The organism is Pseudomonas paraversuta (assembly GCF_904063065.1).
In the GTDB taxonomy this organism is placed as follows: Bacteria; Pseudomonadota; Gammaproteobacteria; order Pseudomonadales; family Pseudomonadaceae; genus Aquipseudomonas; species Aquipseudomonas paraversuta.
In genome coordinates this window covers 153726-169565 of record NZ_CAJFCL010000008.1, presented here as the reverse complement: position 1 = coordinate 169565, position 15840 = coordinate 153726, and the positions used below count along the sequence as shown (strand labels likewise).

At 58.6% G+C, this 15840-nt stretch carries 19 protein-coding genes and 1 pseudogene; 13 read left to right on the top strand and 7 right to left on the bottom strand.

Features of this window, described 5'->3' with window-relative positions; all coding sequences use genetic code 11:
- Nucleotides 1-6 precede the first annotated feature (6 nt).
- Nucleotides 7-162, bottom strand: coding sequence for an LPS translocon maturation chaperone LptM (gene lptM / locus JQ845_RS17380; protein ID WP_010656736.1), 156 nt, complete (start codon nt 160-162; stop codon nt 7-9).
- A 203-nt stretch (nt 163-365) separates the two neighbouring features.
- Here lptM and cyaY point away from each other — a divergent pair, with 203 nt between their 5' ends.
- From cyaY to rnk, 3 genes are all read left to right on the top strand, one after another.
- Entirely contained in the window at nt 366-698 is a 333-nt protein-coding gene (gene cyaY / locus JQ845_RS17375; protein ID WP_003437908.1) for an iron donor protein CyaY, read from the top strand.
- Nucleotides 695-916, top strand: a complete 222-nt coding sequence (locus JQ845_RS17370) for a DUF1289 domain-containing protein (protein WP_165439565.1) — start codon at nt 695-697, stop codon at nt 914-916. Before cyaY ends, JQ845_RS17370 begins: the two co-directional genes overlap by 4 nt.
- Before the next feature lie 144 nt (nt 917-1060).
- A complete protein-coding gene (rnk, locus tag JQ845_RS17365; RefSeq protein ID WP_003437910.1) occupies nt 1061-1474 on the top strand; it encodes a nucleoside diphosphate kinase regulator in 414 nt (137 codons plus the stop codon).
- A gap of 56 nt (nt 1475-1530) precedes the next feature.
- Here rnk and JQ845_RS17360 read toward each other — a convergent pair.
- Both JQ845_RS17360 and JQ845_RS17355 read right to left on the bottom strand, forming a co-directional pair.
- Nucleotides 1531-2805, bottom strand: a pseudogene (locus JQ845_RS17360) (class I adenylate cyclase); the annotation flags it as partial.
- A gap of 178 nt (nt 2806-2983) precedes the next feature.
- On the bottom strand, nt 2984-3253 hold the full coding sequence (locus tag JQ845_RS17355) for a TIGR02647 family protein (RefSeq protein WP_003437912.1): 270 nt from the start codon (nt 3251-3253) through the stop codon (nt 2984-2986).
- A gap of 406 nt (nt 3254-3659) precedes the next feature.
- Between JQ845_RS17355 and oscA the strand changes: the two genes are divergently transcribed.
- The 5 genes from oscA (at nt 3660) to JQ845_RS17330 (ending at nt 7703) form a co-directional block, all read left to right on the top strand.
- Nucleotides 3660-3842, top strand: a complete 183-nt coding sequence (gene oscA / locus JQ845_RS17350; protein WP_003437913.1) for a sulfur starvation response protein OscA — start codon at nt 3660-3662, stop codon at nt 3840-3842.
- A gap of 68 nt (nt 3843-3910) precedes the next feature.
- On the top strand, nt 3911-4924 hold the full coding sequence (locus JQ845_RS17345; RefSeq protein WP_003437914.1) for a sulfate ABC transporter substrate-binding protein: 1014 nt from the start codon (nt 3911-3913) through the stop codon (nt 4922-4924).
- A gap of 90 nt (nt 4925-5014) precedes the next feature.
- Complete coding sequence (cysT, locus tag JQ845_RS17340; RefSeq protein ID WP_003437916.1) at nt 5015-5833, top strand: sulfate ABC transporter permease subunit CysT; 819 nt, start codon at nt 5015-5017, stop codon at nt 5831-5833.
- Nucleotides 5834-5846: 13 nt separating this feature from the next.
- Nucleotides 5847-6719: a sulfate ABC transporter permease subunit CysW gene (cysW, locus tag JQ845_RS17335; RefSeq protein WP_003437917.1), complete on the top strand. Its 873-nt coding sequence runs from the start codon at nt 5847-5849 to the stop codon at nt 6717-6719.
- A gap of 3 nt (nt 6720-6722) precedes the next feature.
- Nucleotides 6723-7703 carry a sulfate/molybdate ABC transporter ATP-binding protein gene (locus JQ845_RS17330; protein WP_003437918.1) on the top strand — a complete coding sequence of 327 codons (981 nt, stop codon included), beginning with the start codon at nt 6723-6725 and terminating at the stop codon, nt 7701-7703.
- 47 nt (nt 7704-7750) lie between these two features.
- Here the strand turns inward: JQ845_RS17330 and JQ845_RS17325 are convergent, their stop codons facing one another.
- Complete coding sequence (locus JQ845_RS17325) at nt 7751-8032, bottom strand: YheV family putative zinc ribbon protein (protein WP_003437919.1); 282 nt, start codon at nt 8030-8032, stop codon at nt 7751-7753.
- A complete protein-coding gene (gene prlC / locus JQ845_RS17320; protein WP_165878373.1) occupies nt 8029-10107 on the bottom strand; it encodes an oligopeptidase A in 2079 nt (692 codons plus the stop codon). Before prlC ends, JQ845_RS17325 begins: the two co-directional genes overlap by 4 nt.
- Nucleotides 10108-10182: 75 nt before the next feature.
- On the opposite strand from prlC, the gene JQ845_RS17315 reads away from it, so the two are divergent.
- On the top strand, nt 10183-10731 hold the full coding sequence (locus JQ845_RS17315; RefSeq protein WP_127196626.1) for a gamma carbonic anhydrase family protein: 549 nt from the start codon (nt 10183-10185) through the stop codon (nt 10729-10731).
- 22 nt (nt 10732-10753) lie between these two features.
- On the top strand, nt 10754-11401 hold the full coding sequence (locus JQ845_RS17310) for an HAD family hydrolase (RefSeq protein WP_003437923.1): 648 nt from the start codon (nt 10754-10756) through the stop codon (nt 11399-11401).
- A 65-nt stretch (nt 11402-11466) separates the two neighbouring features.
- On the opposite strand, the gene JQ845_RS17305 is transcribed toward JQ845_RS17310, so the two are convergent.
- Nucleotides 11467-11946: an Mpo1 family 2-hydroxy fatty acid dioxygenase gene (locus JQ845_RS17305; RefSeq protein WP_003437924.1), complete on the bottom strand. Its 480-nt coding sequence runs from the start codon at nt 11944-11946 to the stop codon at nt 11467-11469.
- Between the two features lie 154 nt (nt 11947-12100).
- Here JQ845_RS17305 and JQ845_RS17300 point away from each other — a divergent pair, with 154 nt between their 5' ends.
- From JQ845_RS17300 to JQ845_RS17290, 3 genes are all read left to right on the top strand, one after another.
- Nucleotides 12101-12682 carry an alpha/beta hydrolase gene (locus tag JQ845_RS17300; RefSeq protein WP_003437925.1) on the top strand — a complete coding sequence of 194 codons (582 nt, stop codon included), beginning with the start codon at nt 12101-12103 and terminating at the stop codon, nt 12680-12682.
- Between the two features lie 50 nt (nt 12683-12732).
- Complete coding sequence (locus JQ845_RS17295; RefSeq protein WP_127196624.1) at nt 12733-13629, top strand: sigma 54-interacting transcriptional regulator; 897 nt, start codon at nt 12733-12735, stop codon at nt 13627-13629.
- Between the two features lie 200 nt (nt 13630-13829).
- A complete protein-coding gene (locus JQ845_RS17290) occupies nt 13830-14612 on the top strand; it encodes a MetQ/NlpA family ABC transporter substrate-binding protein (protein ID WP_003437927.1) in 783 nt (260 codons plus the stop codon).
- A 51-nt stretch (nt 14613-14663) separates the two neighbouring features.
- Here the strand turns inward: JQ845_RS17290 and JQ845_RS17285 are convergent, their stop codons facing one another.
- Nucleotides 14664-15830 (bottom strand): AAA family ATPase, encoded by a 1167-nt coding sequence (locus JQ845_RS17285; RefSeq protein WP_010656734.1) that lies wholly within the window; start codon nt 15828-15830, stop codon nt 14664-14666.
- Nucleotides 15831-15840 lie beyond the last annotated feature (10 nt).

The window sequence follows — 15840 nt, the reverse complement described above, 5'->3', positions numbered from 1 at the left end:
GTTCCCTTATTGGTGCTTATGCGCTTGCGATTGCGACGATTTCGCTTGGTCATCGGGGTTTTGGCTGTCATCGGGCAGATACAGCGGACCTTTTTGACCACAGGCAGAAACAAGGCAGGCGACCGCGACGAGCGCAGCAATAGAAGAGATCAGGCGCTTCATGGCGAAATCCTTTGGAAAGCGTTAATTGCGCCCGAGTATACCCAGCGCCTACCAGCTTGCCTATGCAGCAGACAGCTCGAACAGGAGCACCTGTCTGGATAATCAGTGGTGGTTGGCCGAACGCTGTCTTAGGGTTTGCAATCGGCCTGGAGCGCCCGTATCTTGCGAGTTCCGAGCATGACTAGACACTACGAGGTTCCACCATGAGTTTGACTGAAGCCCGTTTTCACGATCTGGTCGATGCCACCCAGGAAAATCTGGAAGACATCTTCGACGACTGTAATCTGGACGTAGATGTAGAAAATTCCGCCGGAATCCTGACGGTCAAGTTTGAGAATGGCAAAGCGCTGATCTTCAGCCGCCAGGCACCTGTGCTTCAGCTCTGGCTTGCCGCTCCCAATGGCGGTTTTCACTTTGACTACGATGAAAAACGCAGTTCGTGGAAGTGCGATAAAAGCGACGAGTTGCTCAGCGAAATGGTCCATCGGCTGACCAAGGAACACGCAGGCGCCGAGCTGGAATTTGAAGAGATCTGATTGTGACTGCTCCTGCTAAACCCGCTAAACCCCTGTACAGCAATATCAGTCCGGCAGTGCCGTCCCCATGTATCAGCACTTGCCGGCTGGATGAACACAAAGTGTGTCTGGGCTGCTTTCGCCACGTTGAAGATATCCGCGAGTGGCGCTCGGCAGACGACCAGCGGCGTCGGGTGATTTGTGAACAGGCCCGGCAACGCCGCATGCCAGGCCACTGACCCCGGATCACTGTCACCAGCTTGTGTATTTATTTTGCTGTGGTAGTGTCCGGGTTCGCCTCGCACTAACGAGGTTCGTCAAAACCCCGCCATTTTCCGGCGGGGTTTTGCTTTTTTGTGCAGAAAAAAGGAGTCTGCCAGGTCATGAGCACCCCAACCCCACTCATCCTCACCCGTCTGGACGTTCAGCGTCTTGAGCAACTCATCGACAGCCTGCCGGAAACGACTCCTGGCGTTGAGGCTTTGCAAGCTGAACTCGATCGCGCCGAAACCATCGTCGGCCACGAAGAAGTGCCTGCTGGCGTTGTGACCATGAACTCGCGTGTCCATTGCCGCGAAGAAAGCAGTGGCAAGGACTATCGCCTGACCCTGGTTTACCCCAAGGACGCCAATGCGGACGAAGGCAAGATTTCGATTCTGGCGCCCGTTGGCAGCGCACTGCTGGGTCTGCAAGTAGGCCAGCACATCAACTGGCCCGCGCCGGGCGGCAAAACCCTCAAGCTGGAACTGCTCGAAGTGGAATACCAGCCAAAAGCCCCCGCCGACTTTACCGCTTAAGCCCCCGACGTCACGACGGTAGCGCTCGGCTTCGCGGCGCTACCCCAGCTTCTTTGCAGCGCGCCAGCCTGCTCATCAAGGGCGAACCGGCTCAAAAACCGATAGCTGACACTCAGCTCTTGAGCCAGCGCCAGGCGTTCGTGGCAGGCCTCTTCAGCCTTCCACTGCGAACGATTGTCGAGCGAAGCCAGCTGACACTCCCCCCAGCCCCACTCTCGGGTAAGGCGCTCAAGCAACTGGCGCTGCCACGGCACCCCGCGCGGTACGGCGCTGCCGGTCAGATTGCAATTAACCTTCAGGTACAGGCTGCGGCGCACCAGTTCCAGTCGTCGCAGGTCACCACGGGCAATCAGGTAGCGCTCGATACGCCGGTACACCACCACGTAAGGGTCCAGCTCATCGAGATTCAACTGGTTGGCGTATACCGCCTGCTTGAAACTCAGGCTCAGGCAGTGCACCTGCGGGTGCTCGCTGGCATAGACCTCAATCAGTAACAGCTTGAGCACCGACTTGTAGGGCGACTCTATGCCCTTGAACAATTGCCACAGCCCGGCGCCCAGGAACTCGCCTGGCGGAATGTGCGCCAGATGCCCCAGATCAATCACCTCACCGGATCCGATCAGGCCTTTGCTCAACAAATTACGGGTGAACTCGTCATACCGGACTTCTGCATTGACCGGCACCCACCACCACAGCGGTATGCGCCCCGCGAGCCAGATGGCGGTGCGATAAAACTCATCGAGCAGCAAATTGTGCTGCGTTGTGCTGCCATTGCCCGAACACGGCTGAACCTCACGTTCGCCCCGCGCAAAGCGTTGCGCGTCGATCAGATAGAAGTGGGCTTCACAGCCCTGGCTCGCCGCCCACTGCTCCAGGCGATGGCATTTATTGCGCAATGCCTGCAACGCCACTTGCGACAAATCCGGACCATGGCAAAGCCACACATCCATGTCGCTTTGATCGGTCTGGGCCAACGTCCCCAGACTGCCCATCAAAAAAAGCCCATGAATCAACTGCGGCCTGGCTGAACAGCTCGTGTAGGAAAAGTTGCAGACAAGATGCTGCGCAAGGGCGAGTGTGTCGGCATCGGGTTCATAACCTGACACCCCGGTCGGGGTGCAGTCCGACACATAGCCGGGCAATAACGGGTGGTTCACATGAAATAGCAGCGCCAGCAGGTTCAGCAATCGCTGCTGACGTGGTGCCAGGCCTTCCATTGCACGGGCCAGACGTCCTTGATTGACCGTCAGGAAGCGCCCACGCAGTTGATTGAGAATCGGTCGGTCAACTCCCTCATGGAAGGCGCAATGCATTTCAGGGTGGGGTGTCATTTCACACTCAAACCGGCTCGCCAGGTAAGAAAGAGTAGGGAGCTACAGAACGGGAGTTTACAGCCAGCCACAAGAAAGGCTTAGAACGATTGTGTTTTTGACGTCAGATTTTTTACGCGGGCAGGAAGTGTGCCCGCGGAATCATGATTCTTTTAGATCCCGAGGGCGATGCGTGGCGTCAGGCAAGTTCTGCCAGGGGTACGGCTACAAAAGGCTTGGTAGTCAGAATCGTCAACAGGGTTTGCACATGTTCAACTGCATCACGTCCCAGGCTCGTGAGGTAACCACCATCCGGCTGAGTGATCAGATCTTTTGCATACAGGCGCTTGGCAGCTTCAACCAGCTTTTTATCAGCGCTTTGATGGACTTTCAAACCCTCCTGGGAACTGTCCAGACTAAATTGTGCGAGGACTTCCAGTTCGGCAACCAACTCAGGGGTAAACGACATAAAGACTCCAGACTATGCAGGAAAAGACGACTTCCGCTCTAAAGTGATCGCACTGTCGCTGGCTGTCCAGTGATAGTTCCCACCTTTGTAAAGCAGCGTGTCGTACCTGCCTCGCGTCGACGCGCAGGCGAGGCTCTGGGAGTGTAGTCGCAGTCGTCATTTGCGCCTGATCAAATCGAATCTCTGCAGGCGCAATCTTGCTCGCATCGGCATCCGCCCGCCATTGCAACCAAATAGCTTTGTGCCTATGCCACGCCAGCGCGCGCCTGCAGCCGAGCGTTATCCGGGCATTCAGGGAGAAATGAGTTTTCAGTTATATAAGCATTCTTAAATAGTATTTTTAAGAATATCCCCGCCTCACTACTATTGCCCCCACGCCAGCCATTCCATCTTTCAGGAGCACACCATGAGCGCATCTCTGCGTAGCGTTGACGGTCAGGACGAAGCCACCATTCTGCGGGAAATCCAGAGCGCGCTTCGAGACCTGCGCTTTGGTGCTGTGGAAATCACCGTGCACAACGCTCAGGTGGTTCAAATCGAACGTAAAGAGAAATTCCGGCTGCAGAACTCCACCCAGAAAACCAGCTGAATCGTTGAACGCGTACTCAGCCGGGTACGCTTATAAAAACTAAAAACGCATGCTTTGGAGCCTCACCTATGTCCCTACGCCGTTACGCTTTGGCCGCGCTGGCCAGTGCCATTTTTGCTGGCTCCGCTGTGGCCAAAGATTACGAATTGCTCAACGTTTCCTACGATCCGACCCGTGAGCTGTACCAGGATTACAACGCCGAATTCACCAATTTCTGGAAAGCCAGCCATCCCGGCGATAACGTCAAAATCCAGCAATCCCATGGCGGCTCGGGCAAACAGGCGCGCGGCGTCATCGATGGCCTGCGTGCCGACGTAGTGACCCTGGCCCTGGCCGGTGACATCGACGAAATCGCCAAACTGAATAAAGGCTCCCTGCCGGAAAACTGGCAAACCCGCCTGCCGGATGCCAGCACCCCTTACACCTCGACCATCGTGTTCCTGGTGCGCAAGGGCAACCCTAAAGGGATCAAGGACTGGGCTGATTTGACCAAAGACGGGGTGTCGGTGATTACCCCGAACCCTAAAACCAGCGGCGGCGCACGCTGGAACTTCCTTGCAGCCTATGCCTATGGCCTTAAAGCCAACGGTGGCGACGAGGAAAAAGCCAAGCAATACCTGAAAACATTGTTCAAACACGTACCGGTGCTGGATACCGGTGCACGTGGGTCGACCATCACCTTCGTCAACAACGGTCAGGGCGACGTACTACTGGCGTGGGAAAACGAAGCTTTCCTGGCCCTGAAAGAAGATGGCGGCGCTGACAAGTTCGACATCGTCGTACCTTCACTGTCGATTCTGGCCGAACCGCCAGTAGCTGTAGTCGACAAAAACGCCGACAAAAAAGGCAATGCCGAGATCGCCAAAGCGTACCTCGAGCACCTGTACAGCCCGGCAGGTCAGGAAATAGCAGCGAAGAACTTCTACCGTCCCCGTGACGAAAAAGTCGCTGCCAAATACGCCGCGCAGTTTCCGAAACTGGAACTGGTGACTATCGACAAAGACTTCGGCGGCTGGAAGACTGCGCAACCGAAATTTTTCAATGACGGTGGCGTGTTCGACCAGATCTACCAGGCGCAATAACCTGTGGGAGCGGGGCGTTAGCCTCGCTGAAAGCTAGAACATTAAGCCCGCAATCGGTTTGCGGGCTTCGTGCGTTAACCAAGGACTTTTATGTCGCGTCGTATCTCCCCCGTCATACCCGGCTTCGGGCTGACGCTGGGTTACACCTTGGTGTACCTCAGCCTCATCGTGCTTATTCCACTGGCGGCGATGTTTGTACATGCCGCCCAACTGACCTGGGACCAGTTCTGGGCCATCATCAGCGCCCCCAGAGTGCTGGCTGCATTGCAGCTGAGCTTTGGTACGGCCTTCTTTGCCGCGATCATCAACGGTGTAATCGGCACTGTGCTGGCCTGGATCCTGGTGCGCTACACCTTCCCCGGGCGCAAGGTCATCGATGCCATGATCGACCTTCCATTTGCCCTGCCGACTGCCGTAGCGGGTATTGCCCTGACTGCGCTGTATGCCCCCAACGGCTGGATCGGCCAGTTCGCTGCCGACCTGGGCTTCAAAATCGCTTACACCCCGATGGGTATCACCCTGGCACTGACCTTCGTCACCTTGCCGTTTGTGGTGCGTACCGTGCAGCCGGTGCTGGCCGATATCCCCCGTGAAATCGAAGAAGCCGCCGCCTGCCTGGGGGCCAAGCCTCTGCAAGTGTTCCGCTACATTCTGGTACCGGCCTTGTTGCCGGCCTGGTTGACCGGTTTTGCCCTGGCCTTTGCCCGTGGCGTCGGCGAGTACGGCTCGGTGATTTTCATCGCCGGCAACATGCCGTTCAAAACTGAAATTTTGCCGCTGCTGATCATGGTCAAGCTGGACCAATACGACTACACCGGTGCCACAGCCATTGGCGTGATGATGCTGGTGGTTTCCTTCATTTTGCTGCTGGTGATCAATTTGATTCAGCGGCGCATCGAAAAACCGTGAAGGAGGCCTGACCATGTCCAATTCAACACTGAGCGCCTCGACCGTAGCCAACGCCGCCCGCCGTGGCAGCCCGCTGTCGCGGCGCCTGCTGATCGGCTTCGGCTGGCTGTTTTTCACCCTGTTCCTGTTGCTGCCACTGCTGATCGTGGTGTCCCAGGGTTTGAAAATGGGCGTCGGCACGTTCTTCGACGCCATTCTCGAACCCGACGCCCTGTCGGCACTCAAGCTGACCATCATTGCGGTGGTGATTTCGGTACCGCTGAACGTGGTGTTCGGCGTCAGCGCAGCCTGGTGCGTGAGCAAATACAGCTTCCGCGGCAAAAGCATCCTGGTCACCCTGATCGACCTGCCGTTCTCGGTATCGCCGGTCATCGCCGGTCTGGTCTACGTGCTGATGTTCGGCGCCCAGGGCTTCCTGGGCCCATGGCTGCAGGACCACGACATCCAGATCGTCTTCGCGCTGCCGGGTATTGTGCTGGCAACCATCTTCGTCACCGTGCCCTTCGTCGCCCGTGAGCTGATCCCGCTGATGCAGGAGCAGGGCACGCAGGAAGAAGAAGCCGCACGCCTGCTGGGCGCCAATGGCTGGCAGATGTTCTGGCACGTCACGGTGCCCAATATCAAATGGGGCCTGATCTACGGTGTGGTGCTGTGTACTGCACGGGCGATGGGCGAATTTGGCGCGGTGTCGGTGGTTTCCGGGCACATTCGCGGGGTGACCAACACTCTGCCGCTGCACGTCGAGATCCTCTACAACGAGTACAACCACGTTGCCGCCTTCGCTGTGGCCACCCTGTTGCTGATCCTGGCGCTCTTCATCCTGCTGCTCAAGCAGTGGAGCGAATCCCGTATTAACCGCCTGCGCGCCAGCGCCGCGGAGGAATAAACCATGTCGATCGAAGTCCGTAACGTCAGCAAGAACTTCAATGCCTTCAAGGCCCTGAACAGTATCAACCTGGACATTCACAGCGGCGAACTGGTGGCCCTGCTCGGCCCGTCCGGCTGTGGCAAAACCACCTTGCTGCGCATCATCGCAGGCCTGGAAACTCCGGACGAAGGCAACATCGTGTTCCACGGTGAAGACGTCTCGGGCCACGATGTACGCGATCGCAACGTCGGTTTCGTGTTCCAGCATTACGCCCTGTTCCGCCACATGACGGTGTTCGACAACGTCGCCTTCGGCCTGCGCATGAAGCCGAAAAAAGAGCGCCCGAGTGAAACCCGCATCGCCGAAAAAGTTCATGAACTGCTGAACATGGTGCAACTGGACTGGTTGTCGGATCGTTACCCGGAGCAATTGTCCGGTGGTCAGCGCCAGCGTATCGCCCTGGCCCGCGCCCTGGCCGTAGAGCCCAAGGTGCTGTTGCTGGACGAACCGTTCGGCGCGCTTGATGCCAAGGTCCGTAAAGAGCTGCGCCGCTGGTTGGCACGCCTGCACGAAGACATCAACCTGACCTCGGTATTCGTGACCCACGACCAGGAAGAAGCGATGGAAGTCGCCGACCGCATCGTGGTCATGAACAAGGGTGTGATCGAGCAGATCGGCTCACCGGGCGAAGTCTACGAAAACCCGGCCAGCGATTTCGTGTACCACTTTCTGGGCGACTCCAACCGCCTGCATGTCGGTGAAGACCAGCACCTGCTGTTCCGCCCGCACGAAGTGTCGCTGTCGCGGCATGAACTCGAAGACCACCATGGTGCCGAGGTACGCGACATCCGCCCGTTGGGTGCGACCACCCGGGTGACGTTGAAAGTTGAAGGGCAAAGCGAGCTGATCGAAGTTGAAGTGGTCAAGGACCACGACAGCCTGACCGATCTGGCCCGTGGCCAGACGTTGTTCTTCAAGCCGAAGGTATGGCAGAAGGGCTGACAGCAACACCTGTTGCAGGAGCGAGCTTGCTCGCTCCTGCGGGTGTTTTATTCCGGTTTTTTCAGCTTCGGATTCGGAAAAAACTGAACGGCCTGGACTTTGGGGTCCGGGGCTTTTTTCAGGGCTGAAACATTCACCCGCGTACCCAATTCCTTGGGCACCGACAGGCCTTGTTCATTCAACGTGTCCGAATAACCGCAGGCCACGCATTCGCGGTGCGGTACGTCATCTTCGTTCCACATCATCAACTTGTCAGGCTCGCTGCACGCCGGGCAGACAGCCCCGGCGATAAAGCGTTTTTTGGTCACGTTCACCGGTGTGTCACTCATGCTGCCGCGTCCTCGGTCAGACCGCTGTGACGCAATAACGCGTCGATCGAAGGCTCACGACCACGGAAGTCCTTGAACAACTCCATCGGTGCCAGCGAACCGCCCCGGGCCAGAATCGCCTGACGGAAAGCCTTGCCGGTTTGCGGGTTGAACACGCCTTCTTCTTCAAAGCGCGAGAAAGCATCCGCCGACAGCACTTCAGCCCATTTGTAGCTGTAATAACCCGCCGCGTAACCGCCGGCAAAGATATGCGCAAAGCTGTTGGGGAAGCGGTTGTAGGCCGGCGGACGCATGACCGACACTTCGTCGCGGATACCGTCCAGCACCTGCGCCACACTGCGCCCGTCACCATGGGTGGCGTGCAATTCGAAGTCGAACAGCGAGAATTCCAGCTGGCGAACCATCATCAGCCCGGACTGGAAGTTCTTGGCCGCGAGCATCTTGTCCAGCAGGTCTTTGGGCAGGGCTTCGCCGGTTTCGTAGTGACCGGAAATCAGCGCCAGGCCTTCAGGTTCCCAGCACCAGTTTTCCATGAACTGGCTCGGCAACTCGACCGCATCCCAGGCCACGCCGTTGATACCGGACACGCCCGCGTGCTCGATCTCGGTCAGCATGTGGTGCAGGCCGTGACCAAATTCGTGGAACAACGTGGTGACTTCATCGTGGGTCAGCAACGCAGGCTTGCCCGCAACCGCCGGCGTGAAGTTGCACACCAGGTTGGCCACCGGGTTTTGCAGGGTGCCGGCAGCTGTGCGGCGGCGATCACGAGCGCCGTCCATCCATGCACCGCCACGCTTGTTGGCGCGGGCATAGAGGTCAAAGAAGAAACGCCCGATGTGCTGGCCGTTTTCCTTGATTTCGAACAGTCGAACGTCCGGGTGCCAGGTATCAAAGCCCTTGATTTCAGCGATTTCGATGCCGTACAGCTTCTGCACAATGGCAAACAGGCCGCCCAGTACCTTGTCGATCGGGAAGTAAACCCGCAGTGCTTCCTGGGACACGCTGTAACGCTGCTCGCGCAACTTTTCGCCAAAGAACCCGCTGTCCCAGCTTTTCAGCTCCGGGCAACCCTGCTCGGCAGCATAGGCCTGCAACTGCTGCAGATCGCGGACGGCAAATGGCTTGCTGCGCTTGGCCAGATCCCGCAGGAAGGTCAGCACCTGATCCGGGGTTTCAGCCATTTTGGTGGCCAGGCTCAGCTCGGCAAAGCTGGCAAAACCCAGGAGCCGGGCCAGTTCCTGGCGCAGGTCGAGGATTTCTTCCATCACCGGGCCGTTGTCGAACTTGCCCGCATTCGGGCCCTGGTCCGAGGCACGGGTGCAGTACGCGGCATAGACTTCTTCACGCAGGGCGCGATCTTCGGCGTAGGTCATGACCGGGAAGTAGCTCGGGAATTCCAGGCTGATCAGCCAGCCGTCGAGGCCTTTGGCCTGGGCGGCTGCCGCCATTTGCGCCTTGGCCGACTCTGTCAGGCCCGCCAGCGCAGCTTCGTCGGTGATGTGCTTGGTCCAGGCCTGGGTCGCGTCCAGCAGCTGGTTGGAAAACTTGCTGCCCAGCTCCGACAGCTTGCTCTGCACCTCGGCGTAGCGCTTTTGCTCGGCTGGCGGCAGATCGATACCCGACAGGCGGAAGTCACGCAGCGAATGCTCGAGAATGGTTTTTTGTGCCTGGTCGAAGTCCGCTACTTGCGGGCTGTGGGCCAGGGCTTCGAAGGCCTGGAACAGTTCGCGGTTCTGGCCCATCTCGGTCGAATAGGCGCTCAATGCAGGCAAGCAGGCCTCGTAGGCTTCGCGCAGTTCGGCGCTGTTGCATACCGCATTCAGGTGGCTGACCGGGCTCCAGGCGGCGCCCAGTCTGTCGTTCAACTCATCCATCGCCAATACCAGGCCGGCCCATGTCGGCTTCTGACCCTGGTCGGCGAGGATTTTTTGAATGCCGGCGCGGTTGTCGGCGAGGATCTGCTCGATGGCCGGCTGTACGTGCTCAGGACGGATCGCCGAGAACGGCGGCAGGTCGTAGGGCTGCAAAAGAGGGTTGTTCTCGCTCACGTTAGGCACCTTGGCTTGAAGAAACATTGGGCCATCTTAATTACAATCGCTGCAGACCGCAGCACTGCTACGCCCTATCACTGCTAAAGAAGGAAGCAATTTGTGTCCATTCGTCCGTTCCAGCAGCACACACCGACCCTGGGCGAGCGCGCCTTTGTCGATCGCTCGGCGGTGGTGATCGGCGATGTCGAGATCGGCGCCGACAGCTCTGTCTGGCCGCTGACCGTCATCCGCGGCGACATGCACCGCATCCGCATCGGCGCGCGCACCAGCGTGCAGGACGGCTGCGTGCTCCACATCACCCACGCCGGGCCCTTTAATCCGGACGGTTTCCCGCTGTTGATCGGCGATGACGTGACCATCGCGCACAAAGTCATGCTGCATGGCTGTACCGTGGGCAGCCGTATCCTGATCGGCATGGGCAGCATCGTCATGGACGGCGCCATCATCGAAGACCAGGTAATAGTCGGTGCCGGCAGCCTGGTTCCCCCGGGCAAACGTCTGGCCAGCGGCTTTCTGTATGTCGGCAGCCCGGTCAGGCAAGTGCGCGAACTGACCGAAAAAGAACAGGCCTTCTTCACTTACAGCGCCGGCAACTACGTAAAACTCAAAGACCAGCACCTGGCCGAAGGCTACGACCGGCCGGTTTAAGCTCACCATTCTGGAGCCCTGCATGCATTACCAAAACGTTTTGTTCGACCTCGACGGCACCCTGACCGACCCGCGTGAAGGCATCACCCGTTCGATCCAGTTTGGCCTGGGCAAAATGGGCATTGATGAGCCCGACCTGAGCAAACTCGAACACTTCATCGGCCCGCCCCTGCTGCAACAGTTCATGGCCACCTATGGCTTTGACGAGGCTCGGGCGTGGGAAGCGATGGGCTTCTATCGCGAGCGTTTTGCGGTCACCGGCCTGTATGAAAACCACGTCTTCGACGGCGTGCAGCAGCTGCTTGAAGAGCTGCAAGGGCAGGGCCGCCAGCTGTTTATCGCGACGTCCAAACCCCACGTCTACGCGCGGGAAATCGCCCGGCATTTTGATTTCGCCAAACACTTCAAAGTGATCTACGGCAGCGAACTGGACGGCACCCGCACCAACAAGGTCGAGCTGATTGCCCATTTGATGCAGGAGCAAGGGCTGGACCCGACCCAGACCCTGATGATCGGCGACCGCAAGCATGACCTGATCGGTGCCCGGGACAACGGCATGGACGCGGCAGCCGTGGGCTATGGTTTTGGCAGCTTTGAAGAGCTGAATTCGTTCGCCCCCAAATACCACTTTGAGACGCTGGCCCAGCTGCATCAGGCATTCAAAGGCTGACAAAAGGCTGTGGGAGCTGGCTTGCCAGCGATGCAGCCATCGCCAGCAAGCGGGCTCCCACACAGTCAAACCTGCCGCGCCTCGATCTCGCGCTTTAAATCCCCGCGCCAGCCCAGCAAAAAGCCCAGCTCCACCACCACAAACAGCGGCCCCACGATCAGCCCGGTCACGTCATCGATAAACGCCGGTTTACGCCCTTCGTAGTAATGCCCGACGAACTGAATCCCCCAGCCGACAACAAACAAGCCAACCCCCCAGCCCAGCCACGCGCCTGTACTCAGCGCCGCCAGGCTGTGCCCCAGCCATACGGCAAGACCCAACAGCAGCGTCATCAGCAGCCCCAGGCGCAGCTCCAGGCGCAAGTAAAACACCGCCGCCCCCAGCATCAGCAGCACCGCGGGAGAAACCCCTGCCCATTGCGGTCGCGACAACAACACCGCAACAGCCACCACGATCAGCGGGATACCAATGAAATGGCTGACGATATTGCGCGGGTCACGGTGATAAGCGGCGTATTGGCTTAGATGGTCGACCAGGCTTTTCATGGCGGCAGCTCTTGGAGTGGACGATGTGCTGAGCTTAGCCCAGCGCCGAAAATGATTTTTTGGTTATTAATAAATAGCTTCTTATTCCTTAGAGAATCTAAAAACCGTCCCTATACTGACTCGGTAACACACATACCGCTGGAGACGCACACCCATGGGCAACGAATCGATACGCTATTTGATAGTGCCGGGCTGGCAAGGTTCGTCCGACGATCATTGGCAAACCCACTGGCAAAACAGCTTACCGAACAGTACCCGGGTGGAGCAGGACGACTGGCTGACGCCGCGGCGTGAAGACTGGATCGCAGCCCTGGCCGAAGCGATTGCCGCCGACAGCACCCCGGTGATTCTGATTGCCCATAGCCTGGGGTGCATCACGGTGGCGCACTGGGCCGAGCGCGCGCCGTCCAGCCTGCTGAGCCAGGTACGCGGTGCCTTGTTGGTGGCCCCGGCCGATGTCGAACGCCCGGCCTGCGCCCCGGCCTTGCGTAACTTTGCACCGATTCCCCGGCAACCGTTGCCGTTCCCGAGCCAGATTGTCAGCTCCGATAACGACTCCGCGGTCAGTGCGCCACGGGCCATGGAGTTTGCCCGCCAGTGGGGAGCCAAGATCGGGATCATCAGCGGCGCCGGACATATCAACGTCAAATCCGGTCACCAGCGCTGGGAACAAGGGTTCGCCTTTTTGTACCGCCTGCAAACCCGCATCGAGCAAGGCGCACTGCGCCGCGCATGAATTTTTTGTAACGCCCGCGCCCACCCATCGGCGGCGGGCGGGAGCCAGCCATGAGCCTGCATGAAACCTTCGGTCAGCCATTGCTGACCTTTCCCGACGCTGAAAAAAGCCCGTTGAGTATTCGCGCCAAAGCGCTGGTATTCGTTGATCCGCGCTCGCGCCAGCTACGCAACGACCTTGAACAGCTGGCACCGCGCGCGTTGCCGGTACTGATTCGCGGCGAGACCGGCAGCGGCAAGGAGTTGCTCGCCCGCCACATCCACCGTGGCAGTGATCGCCCCGGCCTGTTCGTATCGGTGAACTGCGGTGCGATCAGCCCCACCTATGCCGACGCAGAGTTGTTCGGCTACGCCCCGGGTGCACACAACAGTTCGGCCAGCAGCCGTGCCGGATGGTTCGGCTCGGCCAATGGCGGCACGTTGTATCTGGACGAAATCGGCGATTTGCCGCTGGCAATTCAGGTCAAGCTGCTGGCCGCCCTGGAAACCCACGAAGTCACCCGCGTGGGCGCCCATCAGCCGAGCCCGGTAGACGTGCGCCTGGTCGCGGCCACCAGCATTGATCTGGCGCAGGCAGTGAGTGCCGGCAAGTTCCACGAACGGCTGTATCACTACCTCAGCGAAGGCCGCTTGGACTTGCCGGCCTTGCGCGAACGGCCCGGGGATATCTTGTCGCTGGCGGAATACTTTCTGGGCATTTATAGCCAGCGCCTGAACCTGCCAGTGCCCTTTATCAGCACCAGTGCCCAGCGCGTCCTGGAACGTCACAGCTGGCCGGGCAACACCCGGGAGCTGGAGAACGTGATCCACTTTGCGCTGCTGGTCAGTACCGGCGAAGAGATCCAGCCCGAGCATCTGAACCTGCCCGACACCCTGAGCCAGATTGAGCTGTTCATCAAAGGCGCAACGGCGCAGGAGCTGGCGGCACTGAAAAACCTGCTGACCTGAGCATCACTGTGGGAGCTGGCGAGCCAGGGATGGCATCGCCGGCAAGCCGGCTCCCACGGTTGCGACGAAAATCGCAAGTGAACAAAATGGCATAAGAAGCTGAATAAATATTATTGTTCGGGAATAAAGAATCTCGGTATTGTTCGTTTCGTCTTCCAATAAAACCGTCATCCGAACGGTCACACACTTAAGGGCATTGCATGAAAAAGGTTCTGTTGTTTACCGCATTGGCGGCTGCTTTGACTGCAGGCCTGGCACAGGCTGGCGAGAAACTGGTGGTCGCTGCGACCCCGGTACCCCACGCCGAAATCCTTGAGCTGATCAAACCGACCCTCGCCAAAGAAGGCGTGGATCTGGAAGTCAAAGTGTTCACCGATTATGTGCAGCCCAACGTACAAGTGGCCGAGAAGCACCTGGATGCCAACTACTTCCAGACCCTGCCGTACCTCGAAAGCTTCAACAAAGGCAAAGGCACCAATCTGGTGACCGTGATCGGCGTTCACGTTGAACCCTTCGGTGGCTACTCGAAAAAAGTCAAAAACCTGTCTGAGTTGAAAGACGGCGCGACCATCGCCATCCCGAACGAAGGCAGCAACAGTGGCCGTGCGTTGATCCTGCTGCAAAAGGCCGGTCTGATCGAACTCAAAGACCCGACCAATGCTGTCTCCACACCGAAAGACATCGCCAAGAACCCGCACAACTTCAAGTTCAAGGAACTTGAGTCCGCGCTGCTGCCACGGGTGCTGGATCAGGTTGACCTGGACATGATCAACACCAACTACGCGCTGGAAGCGGGCCTGAACCCGGCCACCGACGCGCTGATCATTGAAGGCGCCGATTCGCCATACGTGAACTTCTTGGTGGCCCGTCCTGACAACAAGGACAGCGACGCAATCCAGAAGCTGGCCAAGGCCCTGACCAGCCCTGAAGTCAAAGCCTTCATTGAACAGAAATACAAAGGTGCGGTAGTCCCTGCGTTCTAAACAGCGCCCGCCCTTGTGAAAACGCCGACGGCTTTTAAAGCGTCGGCGTTTTTATTTGTCCGCCCAGTACCAGGCGGGCTGATCCAGCAGGCGCTGGCCAACGATCTCGGTCTGGCCGAAGTTTTTTTCCAGCACGATGCAGTTGCACTCAAGATCTTGCTGCAGCGCCGCGATCAGACGCCGGGCGTGGGACACCACCCAGACTTGCGATTGTTGCGAAGCACGAATGATCAACCGCGCCAGCGCCGGCAGCAGATCGGGATGCAGGCTGGTCTCGGGTTCGTTCAGCACCATCATGGTGGGTGGGCGAGGGGTGAGCAGGGCTGCGATCAGCAGCAGGTAGCGCAAGGTGCCATCTGACAGTTCAGCCACCGACAATGGACGCAGCAGCCCCTCCTGATAGAACTCCAGGGCAAAGCGCCCGCCGGAAACAAACTGGATCTCCAGCCGCGCACCGGGAAAGGCATCGCTGATTGCCGTGTGTAACGCTTGGGGGTCGCCGATCTCAATAATGGTTTGCAACGCGGCTGCCAAGTCGCGCCCGTCGTGATGCAAGACCGGGGTGCGGGTGCCAAGCTGCGGCTGGCGAACGGGCGCATCGGGGTCGGTGCGAAAGTGGTCATAAAAACGCCATCCGCGAATGGACTCACGCAACTGCAAGACTTCCGGCGAAGCATCCATACTGCCGACCTGATCAAACAGACTGTCGAAAACCGGCGTGTGCTGCGCCAACACCTTCCAGGCGCGGCCATCACGGGACCGGACCACCGGACCTTTACGTTCAACCAGCTCGCTGGCCTTGCGATAAATCGGTCCCGACCAAATACTCTCGTGCTTGATTTGCGGATCGAGATTGAACGACGAAGTCTCATCGTTCGGTGGCAACCCCAAGGCAATTGCATAGCTGAAATCATCGGCAGCGAAGCCCAGACGCAGGCGCTTTACGCCACTGAGTACGGTTCTGCTGATATCCACCTCGCCGAGCTTCATGCGTCGTGAAATCACCTCCGGTCCGGCCCAGAATGTTGATTCCAGCCCTCCTTCACGGGCTACCGCGTTGATCACCCCGCCCTGGGCGGTTTCGGCCAATAAACGCAGGGCACGGTAAAGATTCGATTTGCCACTTCCATTGGGGCCGGTAATCAGATTAAGTCTGGCCAGGGGCACCACCAATTGGTTGATGGAGCGGTAGTTGGCCACAGCCAGGGTGGTGAGCATGGTTGACCTC

What these genes read in the sequence shown, in the direction of transcription:
- lptM (WP_010656736.1), bottom strand. Translation starts at nt 162, where the DNA reads ATGAAGCGCCTGATCTCTTCTATTGCTGCGCTCGTCGCGGTCGCCTGC.
- cyaY (WP_003437908.1), top strand. Translation starts at nt 366, where the DNA reads ATGAGTTTGACTGAAGCCCGTTTTCACGATCTGGTCGATGCCACCCAG.
- rnk (WP_003437910.1), top strand. Translation starts at nt 1,061, where the DNA reads ATGAGCACCCCAACCCCACTCATCCTCACCCGTCTGGACGTTCAGCGT.
- JQ845_RS17355 (WP_003437912.1), bottom strand. Translation starts at nt 3,253, where the DNA reads ATGTCGTTTACCCCTGAGTTGGTTGCCGAACTGGAAGTCCTCGCACAA.
- oscA (WP_003437913.1), top strand. Translation starts at nt 3,660, where the DNA reads ATGAGCGCATCTCTGCGTAGCGTTGACGGTCAGGACGAAGCCACCATT.
- JQ845_RS17345 (WP_003437914.1), top strand. Translation starts at nt 3,911, where the DNA reads ATGTCCCTACGCCGTTACGCTTTGGCCGCGCTGGCCAGTGCCATTTTT.
- cysT (WP_003437916.1), top strand. Translation starts at nt 5,015, where the DNA reads ATGTCGCGTCGTATCTCCCCCGTCATACCCGGCTTCGGGCTGACGCTG.
- cysW (WP_003437917.1), top strand. Translation starts at nt 5,847, where the DNA reads ATGTCCAATTCAACACTGAGCGCCTCGACCGTAGCCAACGCCGCCCGC.
- JQ845_RS17330 (WP_003437918.1), top strand. Translation starts at nt 6,723, where the DNA reads ATGTCGATCGAAGTCCGTAACGTCAGCAAGAACTTCAATGCCTTCAAG.
- JQ845_RS17325 (WP_003437919.1), bottom strand. Translation starts at nt 8,032, where the DNA reads ATGAGTGACACACCGGTGAACGTGACCAAAAAACGCTTTATCGCCGGG.
- prlC (WP_165878373.1), bottom strand. Translation starts at nt 10,107, where the DNA reads ATGTTTCTTCAAGCCAAGGTGCCTAACGTGAGCGAGAACAACCCTCTT.
- JQ845_RS17310 (WP_003437923.1), top strand. Translation starts at nt 10,754, where the DNA reads ATGCATTACCAAAACGTTTTGTTCGACCTCGACGGCACCCTGACCGAC.
- JQ845_RS17305 (WP_003437924.1), bottom strand. Translation starts at nt 11,946, where the DNA reads ATGAAAAGCCTGGTCGACCATCTAAGCCAATACGCCGCTTATCACCGT.
- JQ845_RS17300 (WP_003437925.1), top strand. Translation starts at nt 12,101, where the DNA reads ATGGGCAACGAATCGATACGCTATTTGATAGTGCCGGGCTGGCAAGGT.
- JQ845_RS17295 (WP_127196624.1), top strand. Translation starts at nt 12,733, where the DNA reads ATGAGCCTGCATGAAACCTTCGGTCAGCCATTGCTGACCTTTCCCGAC.
- JQ845_RS17290 (WP_003437927.1), top strand. Translation starts at nt 13,830, where the DNA reads ATGAAAAAGGTTCTGTTGTTTACCGCATTGGCGGCTGCTTTGACTGCA.
- JQ845_RS17285 (WP_010656734.1), bottom strand. Translation starts at nt 15,830, where the DNA reads ATGCTCACCACCCTGGCTGTGGCCAACTACCGCTCCATCAACCAATTG.